At 71.1% G+C, this 14,608-nt stretch carries 13 protein-coding genes and 1 pseudogene; 6 read left to right on the top strand and 8 right to left on the bottom strand.

Translation table 11 applies throughout. The annotated features are described in order from the left end of the window. Positions 1-121: 121 nt before the first annotated feature. Entirely contained in the window at positions 122-1,699 is a 1,578-nt protein-coding gene (locus tag ACLB9X_RS25740; RefSeq protein WP_410362767.1) for an alkaline phosphatase D family protein, read from the bottom strand. Positions 1,700-1,845: 146 nt separating this feature from the next. After that, positions 1,846-2,676 carry an alpha/beta fold hydrolase gene (locus ACLB9X_RS25735; protein ID WP_410362766.1) on the bottom strand — a complete coding sequence of 277 codons (831 nt, stop codon included), beginning with the start codon at positions 2,674-2,676 and terminating at the stop codon, positions 1,846-1,848. Between the two features lie 164 nt (positions 2,677-2,840). Here ACLB9X_RS25735 and ACLB9X_RS25730 point away from each other — a divergent pair, with 164 nt between their 5' ends. Together ACLB9X_RS25730 and ACLB9X_RS25725 are read left to right on the top strand one after the other, a co-directional pair. After that, the gene (locus ACLB9X_RS25730; RefSeq protein WP_410362765.1) at positions 2,841-3,734 is read left to right on the top strand and encodes an RNA polymerase sigma-70 factor; all 894 of its coding nucleotides are present in this window, start codon (positions 2,841-2,843) and stop codon (positions 3,732-3,734) included. Between the two features lie 246 nt (positions 3,735-3,980). Next, on the top strand, positions 3,981-4,748 hold the full coding sequence (locus tag ACLB9X_RS25725) for a GntR family transcriptional regulator (RefSeq protein WP_410362764.1): 768 nt from the start codon (positions 3,981-3,983) through the stop codon (positions 4,746-4,748). Positions 4,749-4,956: 208 nt separating this feature from the next. On the opposite strand, the gene ACLB9X_RS25720 is transcribed toward ACLB9X_RS25725, so the two are convergent. Next, entirely contained in the window at positions 4,957-6,114 is a 1,158-nt protein-coding gene (locus tag ACLB9X_RS25720; RefSeq protein ID WP_410362763.1) for an ROK family transcriptional regulator, read from the bottom strand. Positions 6,115-6,313: 199 nt separating this feature from the next. On the opposite strand from ACLB9X_RS25720, the gene ACLB9X_RS25715 reads away from it, so the two are divergent. Continuing rightward, positions 6,314-6,748 carry a hypothetical protein gene (locus tag ACLB9X_RS25715; RefSeq protein ID WP_410362762.1) on the top strand — a complete coding sequence of 145 codons (435 nt, stop codon included), beginning with the start codon at positions 6,314-6,316 and terminating at the stop codon, positions 6,746-6,748. Here the strand turns inward: ACLB9X_RS25715 and mug are convergent. From mug to ACLB9X_RS25695, 4 genes are all read right to left on the bottom strand, one after another. Continuing rightward, on the bottom strand, positions 6,726-7,319 hold the full coding sequence (mug, locus tag ACLB9X_RS25710; RefSeq protein WP_410362795.1) for a G/U mismatch-specific DNA glycosylase: 594 nt from the start codon (positions 7,317-7,319) through the stop codon (positions 6,726-6,728). The genes ACLB9X_RS25715 and mug overlap by 23 nt on opposite strands. Beyond that, positions 7,316-8,758, bottom strand: a complete 1,443-nt coding sequence (gene purB, locus ACLB9X_RS25705; RefSeq protein ID WP_410362761.1) for an adenylosuccinate lyase — start codon at positions 8,756-8,758, stop codon at positions 7,316-7,318. Before purB ends, mug begins: the two co-directional genes overlap by 4 nt. A gap of 177 nt (positions 8,759-8,935) precedes the next feature. Then, a complete protein-coding gene (locus ACLB9X_RS25700) occupies positions 8,936-9,472 on the bottom strand; it encodes a hypothetical protein (protein ID WP_410362760.1) in 537 nt (178 codons plus the stop codon). Further along, entirely contained in the window at positions 9,472-9,714 is a 243-nt protein-coding gene (locus ACLB9X_RS25695; protein ID WP_410362759.1) for a hypothetical protein, read from the bottom strand. The genes ACLB9X_RS25700 and ACLB9X_RS25695 overlap by 1 nt, the downstream gene beginning before the upstream one ends. 280 nt (positions 9,715-9,994) lie before the next feature. Here ACLB9X_RS25695 and ACLB9X_RS25690 point away from each other — a divergent pair, with 280 nt between their 5' ends. Then, positions 9,995-10,969, top strand: coding sequence for a F510_1955 family glycosylhydrolase (locus ACLB9X_RS25690; RefSeq protein ID WP_410362758.1), 975 nt, complete (start codon positions 9,995-9,997; stop codon positions 10,967-10,969). A gap of 339 nt (positions 10,970-11,308) precedes the next feature. Next, positions 11,309-11,689 carry an alpha/beta fold hydrolase gene (locus ACLB9X_RS25685; protein ID WP_410362757.1) on the top strand — a complete coding sequence of 127 codons (381 nt, stop codon included), beginning with the start codon at positions 11,309-11,311 and terminating at the stop codon, positions 11,687-11,689. Positions 11,690-12,140: 451 nt separating this feature from the next. On the opposite strand, the pseudogene ACLB9X_RS25680 reads toward ACLB9X_RS25685, so the two are convergent. After that, positions 12,141-12,856 (bottom strand): annotated as a pseudogene (locus ACLB9X_RS25680) (coiled-coil domain-containing protein); the annotation flags it as partial. A gap of 213 nt (positions 12,857-13,069) precedes the next feature. Between ACLB9X_RS25680 and ACLB9X_RS25675 the strand changes: the two are divergent. Continuing rightward, entirely contained in the window at positions 13,070-14,515 is a 1,446-nt protein-coding gene (locus ACLB9X_RS25675) for an MFS transporter (RefSeq protein WP_410362756.1), read from the top strand. Positions 14,516-14,608: the final 93 nt, after the last annotated feature.

Here is a 14,608-nt window from a genome sequence, read left to right as displayed (position 1 = left end):
GCTCACAGCTAGCAGGTTCGCCGCGGCGGGGGACAGGCCGACATCCGGCGTTCACCGGATCCACTGACCCCCTGTCAACCATGTGGTCCTGTGTCGCCCGCGCTCCCGGTCGCGCCCGCGGCTACTGCCCCACGCGCCCCGGCTGGAGCGTCTTCGTGAACAGGACCGATCCGCCCTCGGCGCGCAGCCGCACCGTCAACTCGCCGCTGTCGCCGTCGATGTCCACCTCGCCGAAGTACTGCGGCGACTCCATCGGGGACACGTTCGCCCGCTGCGGGGCGCGTACGAAGACCCGGTCGGGGCCGAACGTCGCATCGAGCGCGTTCGCCGGGAAACCGCCCGCGGCGAGCGGGCCGGAGACGAACTCCCAGAACGGCGCGAAGTCCTTGAACGCTGCACGCTCGGGCGCGTAGTGCTGGGCCGACGTGTAGTGCACGTCGGCGGTCAGCCACACCGTGCCGGTGATACGGCGGTGCTTGATGTACCGCAGCAGGTCGGCGATCTGCAGTTCGCGTCCGAGCGGCGCCCCCGGGTCGCCCTGCGCCACGGCCTCGAAGTTCGCCGAGCCGTCCGGCACGATCAGGCCGAGCGGCATGTCGGAGGCGATCACCTTCCACACCGCCCGCGACCGGGACAGCTCGCGCTTGAGCCAGGCGAGCTGCTCCGCGCCGAGGATGCCCTGGGAGTCGTCCGCCTGCCGGCCCGGCGAGTTGGCGTTGCGGAAGCTGCGCATGTCGAGGACGAACACGTCCAGCAGCGGCCCGTGGTGCACCACCCGGTGGATGCGGCCCTCGCTGCCGCGCGCGGACAGCGTTCCGACGGGGAAGTACTCGGCGAACGCCCGCATCGAGCGCCGCGCGAGCACGTCGACGTTCTTCTCCGTGTACCGCGCGTCATCGAGGATCTGGCCCGGATACCAGTTGTTGCGCACCTCGTGGTCGTCCCACTGCACGATGGTCGGGACCTGCGCGTTGAACCGCCGCACGTTCTCGTCGAGCAGGTTGTAGCGGAAGTTCCCGCGGTACTCGTCCAGCGTCTCGGCGACCTTGGACTTCTCCTCGGTCATCAGATTGCGCCACACCCGCCCGTCCGGCAGGGTCACGGCCGGCACGAGCGGCCCGTCCGCGTAGACAGTGTCGCCGCTGCACAGGAAGAAGTCCGGATCGAGACGGCGCATCTCCTCGTACGCGCGGTAGCCGCCGATGTCCGGGTTGATGCCCCAGCCCTGCCCGGCGATGTCGCCGGACCACAGGAACCGCACACCCTGCCGGCGTCGCGCGGGCGCGGTGCGGAAGGTGCCGCGGACCGCCTCGCCGGTGCGCCGGGGGTCGTCCGGGTCGGCGAGCGTGACCCGGTAGTGGACCTGCTCGCCGGGCGGCAGCCCGCGCAGCGCGGTCGTCCCGGTGAAGTCGGTGTCCGGGCCCAGCAGCGGACCGTGCCAGGTGCGCGGCCGGCGGAAGGACTCCGTCGCCGAGGTCTCCACGATCATGCGGGCGGGCCGGTCGGAACGCACCCAGACGAGCCCCGACGTCGTCGTCACGTCGCCGGTCTGCACCCCCCACGCCGCGCGAGGCCGGCCCGACAGCGCCAGGGCGGGGGTCGATCCCACGGCCGGCAGGGCCAGCGCGGCCGAAGCGGCGGCCGTGCCACGCAGGACGGAACGGCGGGCGGGGGTGAATCTCCGGGGGGTCTGGGACATCGCTGCGCCTCCATACGGGGGGTCCGGACGGTCTGCCGCCATGCCTAGTGCCCGGCCACGGCCGGGACACGAACCCCAAGTGAACAGCGGGACCCGCCTGGTGCCCGGTGCCCGCGCACCGCTCCGACCGGGCACCCGGGGAGGCGTCAGCGGCTGCCGTCCAGCAGGACGCGGGCGACGAGCGCCGGGTCGTCGCTCATCGGCACGTGGCCGCAGCCGGGCAGCCGTACGAGCCGTGCGCCGGGGATCACCTGCTTGGCGCGCACCCCCTGGCGGCGCAGCAGCAGCCGGTCCTTGGTGCCCCAGCCGATCGTGACGGGGATGTCGCGGATGTCGTCGGTGAACAGCACGTCCCGGCCGGCCGCGAGGGTCTGGTGGAAGCCGGTGGCCCTGCGCAGGGCGTACGTCTCGGCGACGGCGGCCTCGGGCGAACGGCGTGCGGGCCGGGCGTAGATGGTGCTCACCAGCGCCGTCCGGCCGGCGGCCGAGCGGGACAGCCGCTCGATCACCGGCCCGGGCATCGACGTGGCGCCCACCCGCATCGCGCGCAGCAGCCCGAAGGCGTAGATCCGCTCGCGCTCCGACCAGAAGCCGCCGGGGGACAGGGCCGTCACCGACCGGACGAGCTTCTCGCGGCCGAGCTCCAGGGCGAGCAGGCCGCCCAGCGAATTGCCCGCGGCGTGCGGGCGCTCGATGCCGATGGCCTCGCAGAACGCGCCCAGCGCGGCACCGACCGTGCCGAGGCTGTACGGCAGCCCGTCCGGCAGCGCGGGCGACGCCCCGAAGCCGGGCAGGTCCACGGCGACCACGTCCCGCTCCGTGGCGAGGATGTCCATCACGGGCTCCCAGGCCTGCCAGTGGTGGCCGATACCGTGGAGCAGCAGCAGGGGTTCGCCGGCGCCCCTGCGCTCGTAGTGCAGGGACAGCGTGCGGCTGCCGTCGGCGGCCCGGACGGCGAACGAGATCTCTTCGGCCATGTACGCCAGCTCCCTGAGCACCCTAAGGCTGTAGACGGCTTGTCAGTAACAATTACCGCTCGGTAGGCCGCAGTTCAAGAACCGCGGCAGGACGGGGCCGATGTGCCGCGTGCCGCACCAATACCTCCTGGACACCCAGGGGCTGCGTCGGTTGGGATGGAATCGTGGCAACAGACACCGTGACCGACGTCTTCGAAGAACACCGGCCCGTCCTGACCGGCGTGGCCTACCGCATGCTCGGGCGCGTCGCCGACGCGGAGGACGTGGTTCAGGAGGCATGGCTGCGCTGGTCCGCGGACGCCCGCGACGACGTGCGCGAGCCGCGCGGCTTCCTGGTGCGCATCACGACCCGCCTCGCCATCGACCGGCTGCGGCACGTCCAGTCGCGCCGCGAGTCGTACGTGGGGCCCTGGCTGCCCGAGCCGATCGTCACCGACTTCGGCCCGTCGGTCCCCGACACCGCCGAGCAGGCCGTCCTCGCGGACTCCGTCTCGCTGGCCGTGCTCGTGGTCCTCGAATCCCTCTCCCCGCTCGAACGCGCGGTGTTCGTGCTGCGGGAGGCCTTCGGCTTCCCGCACGCGGAGATCGCGGCGATCCTGGAGAAGTCCGAGGCGGCCGTGCGCCAACTGGCCGGCCGGGCGCGCAAGCACGTCGACGAGCGCAGGCACCGCTACGACGTCGACCCCGATGAATGCCGGGCCCTCACCGAACGGTTCCTCGCCGCGGCGTCCGGCGGCGACCTGTCCGGACTGCTCTCCCTGCTCGCCCCCGACGTGACCCTGGTCGGCGACAGCGGCGGCAAGACCAAGGCGCCGCTGCGCGTCATGCACAGCGCCGACAAGGTGGGCCGCTTCCTGTTCGCGGTGGCCCGCGAGCCGCTCGCGGCCATGGAGGTCCGGTTCGTCGAGCTCAACGGTGCCCCCGCGGTGCTGGTCCTGTCGGACGGGCGGCCGGACACCGTCTTCCAGCTGGAGGTCCTCAACGGGCGCATCAGCTGCGTCTACATCGTCCGCAACCCCGACAAGCTCACCTCGCTCGTCCCCGCCGACGCGGCCTGAAACCGCCCGCGCCGCACGTCAGACCCCGTGTCCGCTTTCGGACGCGGGGTCTTGTGCTGTCCGCGACGCCTTCGGTACGAACCGGCGTGAACGCTCTGCGAAGCCGAGCGGCACCGCTGCGTGACCGCCGCGGTATTGGTCTTGACCAAGGGTGGGGCCCGTCCTATGGTCGCAGGGATAGTGCAGGGACCTTTAATAAACAAGGGCGCGGAAAGCCGCCGGGCACGGCGATTGCGGAGGATCAGGGTGGGGACCACGCAGCTGGACACGGTGCCGGAACCTAAGTACTGGCACCTCAAGACCGTGATCGGCGAAGCGCTCGACTCCGACTTCACGGTGGGCGAGATCCTGCCCAACGAGCGTGATCTCGCCGCCCGTTTCGGAGTCGCCCGCGCCACGCTCCGGCAGGCGCTCGAACAACTGGAGCTCGAAGGCCGCCTCCAGCGCCGCCGCGGTGTCGGCACCACCGTCGCCCCGCCCCGCATGGGCGTCGACGTCTCGCCGTCGCCGCACGAGTGGCCGGGCGCCGGTGCGACCGACGCGTGGCAGCCCACCGAGTGCGGCCCGGCGGTACCGCCCGCGTCCGTCGCGCGCCTGCTGGACCTCGACGGCGACGAGGAGACGCACGTGGTGCGCCGTTTGCGCGCCGACCACGGCCAGCCCGTCGCCACGGAGCTGCTGTACGTCCCGGCCTCCTCCGTGCCCGACCTTCCGGCCATCGACGCCCCCTCGGGCCCCGCGCTCGCCCGCGGCGTCCTGCGCGAACTGGCGCGCCTCGACCTGGAGGGCCAGGACCGCGCGGTGGAGCTGGGCTCCGCCGGCGCCGTCGACGCCAAGGAGCTGGACCGGCTGCCCGGCGCCCCCGTCCTGGTCGTCACCACGCGCTACTTCGCCGAGGGCCGCACGGCCGCCCTGTCCGTCGCGACGTACCGCGCCGACACCTGCCGGCTCACCTTCGGCGCCTACGGGGACCTGGAGATCAGCCACGGGTCCGAGGAACGCCGCGCCTCCTGACGGAGGCCCCGCCGTCTTCTCCTGCGGCCCGCCGCGGGGCAATCGCCGGGCGGCGGGCCGTCCGCCTGCGGGCGGGTGTCCGGCGCACTGGAGGTACGCGCCCGGACGACGGCGGGGCGTCCGCCTCCGGACGACGGTGTGCGGTGCCCGCGCAGCTATCGTCCGGCGGCGGGCCGTCCGCCCGTGGACAGTTCGGGCCCGGCCGGTCTCAACGGCGGGCCGTCACCGTGCCCTCCACGGCGAACAGCTGCTCCTCCACGTGGTCGAGCGCCAACCGCAGTGCACCCGTCGCCACCGCCGCCTCGCCCAGCCGCGACAGCGTCACCCGTGGCGGCCGCAGGCAGTAGCGGGACAACTCGTCGCGCAGCGGCTCCAGTACGCCGTCGAGACCGGCCGCCCAGCCGCCGATCACCACCAGTTCCGGATCGAGCGCGAGCACCAGCGCGGCGACGTCGTGCACCAGGCGCTGGTTGAAACGGTCGACAGCGGCCCGTGCCCGCTCGTCGCCGCTCCTCGCGAGCGAGAACACGTCGGCGACCGCCTGTTCGTCCAGCGGGTGCAGCGGCTCGTCCGTCGTCGACAGCAACTTCTCCGGCGTCACCTCGCGGCCCAGCAGGTGCAGCGCCCCGATCTCGCCCGCCGCGCCGCCGTAGCCCCGGTGCAGCCTGCCGCCGATCAGCGATCCGGCACCCGGGCTCAGCCCGGCGAGGACGAACACGATGTCGTCCGAGTCCGTGGCCGCGCCCTTCCAGTGCTCGGCGACCGCGGCCGCGTTGGCGTCGTTCTCCACCAGTACCGGACAGCGGAAGGACCGGCGCAGCCGGTCCCCGAGCGGCAGTCCCGTCCAGCCGGGCAGCGCGGTGGACAGCCGCACCGTGCCGTCGGCCTCCACGATTCCCGGTGAGCCCACGCCCACCGCCCACAGACTGCTGCGCGCCACACCGGTCCTGCGGAGCACGTCCGCGACGACGGTGCGCACCTTCTCCAGCCTGTCGTCGGCGGACGCCGTCTCGGACACGTCCCGGGAACCGGCGCCGATGATGCGCCCGTCGAGACCCGACATGAGGACCGCGACCCGGTGCGCCCCGATCTCGACGCCCAGCAGATGACCGGCCTCGGCGCGGAACCGGAACCGGCGGGCCGGGCGCCCCTGCCGGCGCGCCTCGCCCTCCTCGGGAACGCTCTCGACGACCAGACCGGCCTCGATCAGCCCCTCGACCACACCCTCGACCGTCGGCCTGGACAGTCCCGTGATCCGGGTCAGATCCGTGAGCGTGGAGGTGTCGGCGCCCCGCAGGGAATGGAGTACCACTGCGGAGTTGATCCGCCGCAGCAGCGACGGGTCTCCGCCGGTCAGCCGCCCCACTGTGTGTCCTTCCAGCTCGAGCGCGTGTCTGCCGGATCGTACTCGCTGCCGCCGCCCGCCGCGCGCCCGTCCCGGAGGCCCGCAGGGACGGCCGGCTCCTGGCGCGGTACGGGCCGCCGAGGCGTGAAGCGGCGCCCGCCGTGGCCGAACGCCGCCTGACGGTGTGCCAATTGTCAGTAGGGGCCGCTTTACTGGCGTCATGACCACGGCACAGCACCTCGCTGCGATCGACCTGCTGCGAGGCCGGGCGTTCCCGGCCCAGCGCGGCCGGTCGGAGCTCGGCGACAGTGGCCCCGGTTTCCATCTCGCCCGGCTCCCCACGGCGGCGGAGGAGGGGCAGGAGTGCGGCATGCGGCAGGAGGAGGCGGGCGAGCAGTGCGACGCCGAGTTCGAGGCGCTGGCGGACGCGGTCGCCATCCGCTGGGGTGAGCCGCAGCGGGTCGCCCTGTGGTCGGTGTTCGTGAGAAGCATCTCGGGGGAGGACATACCGGACCCGTGGGAGGAGCTCAGTCATCTCACCGACGACCTGCACCTCTGGCGGGTGGACGGCCACTGGATTGCCGTCGGCGTCGCACGCGCGGACGAGCACCGGTGGGAACTGCTCGCGGTCGTCACGGAGACGGACCCGCCCTGAGGCCGCCCCGGCGGCCCGCTCGGACAGCGGCGCCGGCCGCCTCGCGCAGCTCCCCGTACGCCGCCGCCATGGTCTGCGCCGTCCAGTGGGCGTTCAGCCCGCTCGGGTTGGGCAGCACCCAGATCCGGGTGTCACCGATCGTCCGCTCCTGCGGCCCGATCGCGGCCCCGCGCTCGCCGAAGGCCGTGCGGTACGCGGTCACTCCCACCACCGCGAGCCAGCGCGGCCGCAGCCGCTCCACCTTCGCCGTGAGAATCCGCCCGCCCTCGCGGTACTCCTGCGCGCTCAGCTCGTCGGCGCGTGCCGTGGCCCGCGCCACCACGTTCGTGATCCCCAGCCCGAGAGCCGGCAGCTCGTGCTGCTCCGACGGCTTCAGCTGCCGGGGCGTGAACCCCGACAGGTGAAGGACCGGCCAGAACCGGTTGCCGGGACGGGCGAAATGGTGGCCCGTGGCGGCCGTCATGAGTCCCGGATTGATCCCGCAGAACAGAACACGGAGGCCGTCCGCGACCACGTCCGGCACGAGCCGGTCGCGGGCGGCCTCCAGGTCCGCCGGTCGGAGCCGGGTCAGAGGATCGCTCCCGGCGTGTAGCCCGCGGCCTCGGGGTGCTGCTTGGCGATCTCCTCGATACGGGAGACCAGCACGGCCACCTGGTCGGCGGCGGCGCCGGTGAACGACAGCTTGTCCGCCATCAGTTCGTCCAGCTGCGCCCGGTCCAGCGGGATGCGCTCGTCGCCGGCCAGCTTGTCGAGCAGCTCGTTGCGCTCCGCGCCCTGCTCGCGCATCGCGAGCGCGGACGCCACCGCGTTCTCCTTGATGGCCTCGTGCGCGACCTCGCGGCCGACGCCGGCGCGCACCGCGCCCATCAGCACCTTGGTCGTGGCGAGGAACGGCAGGTAGCGGTCCAGCTCGCGGGCGACCACGGCCGGGAAGGCGCCGAACTCGTCGAGCACCGTCAGGAACGTCTCGACCAGGCCGTCGAACGCGAAGAACGCGTCCGGCAGCGCCACGCGGCGAACCACGGAGCAGGAAACGTCGCCCTCGTTCCACTGGTCGCCCGCGAGCTCGCCGGTCATCGAGGCGTAGCCGCGCAGGATGACCATGAGCCCGTTGACGCGCTCGCAGGAGCGGGTGTTCATCTTGTGCGGCATGGCGGAGGAGCCGACCTGGCCCGGCTTGAAGCCCTCGGTCACCAGCTCGTGACCGGCCATCAGGCGGATCGTCTTGGCCACGGAGGACGGGGCCGCCGCGAGCTGCACCAGCGCCGAGACCACGTCGTAGTCCAGTGAGCGCGGGTAGACCTGGCCCACGGAGGTGAAGGCGTGCGCGAAGCCGAGGTGGGCCGCGATGCGCTGCTCCAGCTCGGCCAGCTTCCCGGCGTCGCCGCCCAGCAGGTCGAGCATGTCCTGTGCGGTGCCGACCGGTCCCTTGATCCCGCGCAGCGGGTAGCGGCCGAGGAGGTCCTCCAGGCGGCTGTAGGCGACCAGCAACTCGTCGGCTGCCGTCGCGAACCGCTTGCCGAGCGTCGTGGCCTGCGCGGCCACGTTGTGCGAGCGGCCCGCCATGACCAGCTCCGCGTACTCGCCGGACAGCTTGCCCAGGCGCGCGAGCACCGCCACGGTGCGGTCGCGCATCAGCTCCAGGGACAGCCGGATCTGCAGCTGCTCGACGTTCTCGGTCAGGTCGCGCGAGGTCATGCCCTTATGGACGTGCTCGTGGCCCGCGAGGGCGTTGAACTCCTCGATGCGGGCCTTCACATCGTGGCGCGTGACCTTCTCGCGCTCGGCGATGGAGGCCAGGTCGACCTGGTCGAGCACGCGCTCGTAGTCGGCGATCGCCGCGTCCGGCACGTCGATCCCCAGGTCCTTCTGGGCGCGCAGCACCGCGAGCCAGAGCTGACGCTCAAGCCTGACCTTCTGCTCGGGGGACCAGAGGACGGCGAGCTCCGTGGAGGCGTAGCGGCCGGCCAGGACATTGGGGATGCGAGGCTTCGCAGACACAGCAGTCACGTGACCTGAGTCTACCCGCCGTCTTGAGCGGCTCGTGAACGTCCACACAGTCCATAGAGGTCCAGGTCAGAGGCCCCCAACCCACCCTCCGAGCCGGATTCTCACCGGACTTCCGTCACACCGTCGTCATGCAGCGACCGCCGGGCCATGAGGATTTCGCTGCGTACGCGTCCAGGGCTACCTCGCGGAGACCGTAGTGTTCTGGGTGCGCCCGTTGTGCCGCTGCTCCTCGTGCTTGCGCCACCCGTACCGGGTCAGGCCCTTCGGCTTGAACACCGAGAGGATCACGATGAGGAGCAGGACCACCAGTCCACCCACGGAATGGGGCAGCGTCCCCGGTAGTCCGCGCGGATCGGCGATGGTTGCCGCCGTCTCTGCCAGGTGGCTCACTGTCCGTGTCTCGATCAACAGGACGGCCGTGGCGACGACGGTGAGGAGGAGCTTCACCAGCACCCAGTAGTGCTGGAAAAGGCCCCATGGAGTGCCCAGGGCGTTGATGATCCCGATCAACACCGACGCGAGGGCCAGAGGGACGATGGCGGACCGCACCGTCACTTCCATCGCGGCATAGGCGCCGCGTACCGTCGACGGGTCCTGGCCGGTCACCGCCGTGACGTCGAGAGCGAGGTAGGCGAAGACGGCGCCGAGCCAGCCCACCGAGGTAATGACGTGGGCGGTGAGCACCGCCTTGCGGAGGCGCGGCGGCATGGACATCAGCGGTGACCCTCCGGTGCGTACGCGGCCGGGTGGCCGCTGGACGTCTGGATCACGGTGACGCCGGTCGAAGCCGTGTCTCCGTTGCCCATGTGCCGGCCGGGGCCGTGGTCGCCGCCGAGGCCGGTGAGCTTCACGACTACGGCCAACAGGATCAGGACGCCGACGACGATGGCGGACACCTTCGCCCAGCGGGGCGCCCCTGGCGGGTTGCTGCGAGGTGGCTGGGACGGGTCGGTCATGAGACGTCCTCCACGGGGCGAAATCTCCGAACGGCAGTTTACGAGACACTGTGTCTCTAGGGGTATCAATATGTCACGACCGTCGATCTCTTCCGCGGTGTGTCGGCGGAGGCGGTGGCGAGCGGTCACCTCCGGGACGACGTCGCAACCGACGAGCTCGCGAGCTACTGCCTCCATGCCCTCACCGCAGTCGGCTCCGGCTCTCCGAAGCCGCGGTCCGCCGACTCGTCGCGGTCACTCCGGCCGGGCTTCGCCCCGTGCATCGAACCACCGGTCTCGGTTGCCCGGATCGCTGCCGTCGGCGACGGCGAAGCATCCCGATGAGGATGCGGGGCATGAGTCAGCAGGTGCGTTCCTTTGCGCTGCCCCTGTCCCGCCGGCGACGGACGGTGACGACTCTCATGACCTTTGGCCTGCTTTTCTTGGCGGCGTGCGGCTCCACCCTAGTGATGATCCCTCCACCGCTGCTCCCGAGCCGCGCACCGGACACCTCCACGGCCTGGGTCTCGACCCGGCCGACGGCACGGTCTATGCCGGGGGGCACCTGGGCGTCTTCCGCCTGACCGGCAGCGAAGCCGTACGCGTCGCGAACCGCTGTCAGGACACGATGGGCTTCACCGTCACCGGCCCGCGCACCTTTCTGGCCAGCGGTCATCCCTCAGCCACCGACCGCACAGCCACGTCCCCGCACCTTGGACTGATCCGCAGCACTGACGCCGGCAACACCTGGACGACCGTGTCCGCCGAAGGGAGGGCCGATTTCCACTCACTGCAGTCGGCGGGCGACATGCTCTACGGCTTCGACAGTCAGACCTGCCAGGTTTGGGCAAGCAGTGATGGAGGTGCGACGTGGGATCGCCGGGCACAACTTCCCATCGGCGACCTGGCCGCCCACGCGAGCAAGCCGCAGCAGCTGTCGGCCACGACTCCAGACGGATTGAGGACGAGCGTCGACGGCGGTCACACCTTCACTCCCGTCCCCGATGTCCCGGACTTGGTCGCGATCGACAGTCCCGACTCCGGTGTGCTGGTTGCACTGGGGGCGGATGGTCAGGTCCTCGTCGGCGATGACGGCCGGGCATGGACGCACGCGGCCGGCTGCCGAAGGACGCGGAGCCGACGGTGCTGGTTGGCCGCCGTGAGCTCCGCGCAGCTCTTCGCAGCCGACACCGGGGATGTGGTCTACGAGTCGCAGGACGGGGGGCGTAGTTGGCAAGTGCTGCACCGCCCTGGGGCAGTGGCGAACAACCACTAGTGCCGAGGCGTCGTTTGACGTGATCACCTCATGCGCGGCCCCGGTGTTGTACCGGGTGCCTGCGGAAACCGCGGGCAATCGCCGCATCCGGGGCGTTCCTCCGGATGCGGCGCTCCGCATTTGCGCCCCGGCTGACTGGCTCTTTCTGCATCCACCGGTCGGCGTGAGCCGAGCGGCGGTGTGAACGGCGTGTCTGGCATGGGGCTCGCCGCGGTACGGCACCGTCGGTCCGACGCTTGTCAGCGATACCGGTAGGGGGTATACATGTGCGGGTAGGTGCAGTACCCCTCGGGGGTATATCTCGCTCTCTGGGAGGGAATCTCATGTCCTGAGGCTCACATGCGCGAGTTCGTCTATCGCGGCAGTGATGACTGCCGCCTTCACGCCGCCGTACTCGGTGGTGGACCGGCCCTCATCCTGTTGCACGGTGGCCGTCCCGACCATCAGAGTCTGCTGCCCCTGGCGCACCGTCTCGCGGACACCTACACCGTGGTCCTGCCGGACGTGCGCGGTTATGGACGCTCCGTGTGTGTGGGCCCTGCGCGCCACACCTGGTCGCAGTACGTCGACGATGTCGGCGCGCTCATGGATCACCTCGGCCTTCGGCGGGCTGCGCTCAAAGGCAACAGGGGGCCTCGGAGGGACGATCACGTTGCGCGCGGCCATGGCATATCCGCAACGCCTGCGCGCCGCCGTTGTGATCAGCGTCGAAGACACTGAGGACGACGAGGGAGAGGCGGCCATACCTGACGACCGCTCCTTTCGGAGCGTCGGGGACCTCCGGTCGGTCGAGGTGCCGACCCTGATCGTCCCGGACGCCGACGCGTGGCGTTCCACGGCCTTGGCGGCTGCAGTCGCTCGCACGCTGCCGCACGGACACCTGGCGGAGGTCGGTCTGTCCGCCGCCATGCGCACCGCCGATGACCAGGCGCGGGCAGTGACACCTGCCGTCTGGGGCTTCCTGACGGAACACCTCACCATTCACGGAGGCGGCTGCAGTCGGCGGACCTGACCCGCTTCGCCTGATGCCTCCGGCAGCCAGAAGTGAGGGCTCCAGGGTCCTACTATGGACTCGCCACGAAATGGCGACTGTCCACCCGCCGCGCGGTGCCTTCTCGGTCGGCGGCCACAACGCCGTGATCCGCCTCCGTCGCGTTCTCGGGCCGAACGCCGCCGCACTGAAGGCTGCCGCGGCGCGCTGTGACGCACTGGCCTCGTTGCCGAGGTCACCCGGGCGCTGGAGCGGTTCGCGCGCTCCTCCTCGGCCGCGATCCTCGCCCGCTCCTCGGCCGTGAGGGTGTTCAGCAACTGCTGTGCCTTGGCCGGCTTTCCCTGGATCTCCTGCTTCCTGCTGCCCAGTTCCCTGCGCGTGTCCTCGAGGTCGCTGAGCTTCTCGGCGGCCTGGCTGCGCTGTTGCTGCAGCGCACGCTGCTGGGACAGGAACTGCTGGAGCAGACTGACCTGCCGGGCGCTCAGCCGGTCGATGTCCGATGCCTTCTGCAGATACGTGTCCGGGTCCTCGGAGAGCAACAACTGCACCGACGGATCCAGCCCGCCGCTGCGGTACTGACCGGCCGCGATCGAGCCCAGTCGGTCCCGCAGCTCATTGAGCCCGGCCTGCTTGCGCGCGGCGGTGTCCTGAAGGAACTCGACCTGCTCCTGCAGGCGGTCGGAATTCTCCTTCGCCCCGTTGTACTTCTCGGTGGCCTGCGTCGCGTCTTCGTGGAGCCGGTCGACCTCTGCCTTCACGCCCTTCTTGTTCGGGTCGGGAAGAGGGTCCGCCGAGGCCGACTGGGTCGATAGCGACGCGACGGCCGCAGCAGCGGTCACGGTGAGGGCAGTCGCGTAGCTCGGATTCGGCTGCTTGGGACGACGGTGGGACGCCACGGAGGCGGGCTCCTTCTTCCTCGGCCGCCGGCCGACCAGGTACGTGGTCCCTCTTCGGCTCCACCGGAGCAGCGGACGGGTGGTCACCCCCGCTGCCACCCCTGGCGGCTGATCGACCGGGAACTCTTGCTCTCGCATACCCCTTGGGGGTATGTTATGGTGCGCTTCACAGGTACCCCCCAGGGGTATAAGTTCCAAAGGGGAGATAGGGTCATGTCAACGCCAACGGTCAATCCGCGGCGGTGGTGGGCGCTCACAGTGCTCGCGGCCGCGCAGTTCATGGTGATCATGGACACGTCCATCATCGGTGTGGCGCTGCCCGAGATGCAGAAGGATCTGGGCTTCTCGCAGGGCGAACTCCAGTGGGTGTTCAACGCCTACGTCATCGCCTTCGGCGGTCTGCTGCTGCTCGGTGGGCGCCTGTCGGACCTTCTCGGGGCACGCAAGGTCTTCAATGCCGGCTGGGCCGTCATGATCGCCGGTTCCGTCGTCGCGGCGGCTGCCCAGACGGCCTGGGTCGAGGTCGTAGGCCGCGCCGTGCAGGGCGTGGGTGGCGCCCTCATCGCCCCCGCCGCGATGACGCTGCTGATGATGCTCTTCGGGCGCAACCCGAAGGAGCTCGGCAAGGCGATGGCGCTCTACGGAGCCGCGGCGCCCGCCGGCGGCACGGCGGGCGTGTTCCTCGGCGGTGTGTTCACCGAGTGGCTGAGCTGGCCGTGGGTGTTCATCATCTATGTGCCCATCGGCCTGGCCACGCTGGCCGCCACGAAGTTGCTTCCCGCCGTCGAGGGCCGCCGCGGTTCCGTCGACATCCTGGGTGCCGTCGCCGTCACCGCCGGCCTGGCGCTCGCCGTGTTCGCCGTGGTCCGGGCGCCCGAGGTCGGATGGGGCTCGACGGGCACGATCCTGCAGCTGGTCGGCGCGGCCGCCCTGCTGATTCTGTTCTTCGTGATCCAGAAGTCGGTTCGCACGCCACTGATGCCGCTCCGCATCTGGCGCGTTCCGCGCCTCGGCTCGGCCAACCTGGCCATGACGCTGCTCGGCGCCGCGTGGATCCCGATGTGGTACTTCCTCAACCTGTACCTGCAGCAGGTCCTCGGCTACGGCGCCTTCGCCTCGGGAGCGGCGCTGCTTCCCATGACGGTGCTCCTCATGATCTTCATGACCGCGATCACCGCCCGTCTGCTGGCGAAGTTCGGGGCCAAGCCCCTGATCGCCGGCGGTCTGTTCGTCCTCGCGGCCGGACTGGTGTGGCTGTCGGCCGTGGAGCCGACCGGCACGTTCCTGGTCGACGTCCTGCCCGCCTCGCTCGTCGCCGCGCTGGGCATGTCGCTCGCCTACATCCCCGCGATGATGGCGGCCCTGTCCGGAGCGCCGCAGGAGCAGGCCGGCCTCGCGTCCGGCATCGTCAACACCACCTACAACGTCGGCTCCGCACTGGGCCTCGCCGCTCTCACGGCGCTCGCCATGTCCCAGGGCGCCGGAGAACTCGGCAACCTGCCCGCCCTCACCGACGGATTCTCCGCCGCGTTCATCGCCGCCGCCGCGATTGCCGCGATCGGTGGTCTCGTCACCCTGCTCGTGATGCGGAGCGACAAGTCGGCCGCGGCTGCCGTCCAGGCCGCCCTTGCCGCGCACGGTGAGCAGGTCGGCGTATAGCCGATGGGCTGCCGTGCAGCCAGGGGAGTGGAGAGGTCCGACCTCAGGGGCCGCCCGATGTCTCACCGCAGGCATCGGGCGGCCCTTTTCCCG

The sequence above is a fragment of the Streptomyces sp. 5K101 genome, from assembly GCF_046506645.1.
Lineage (GTDB): Bacteria > Actinomycetota > Actinomycetes > Streptomycetales > Streptomycetaceae > Streptomyces.
Note: the sequence above shows the minus strand (reverse complement) of the source record. Positions and strands in the feature narration are given on the sequence as shown.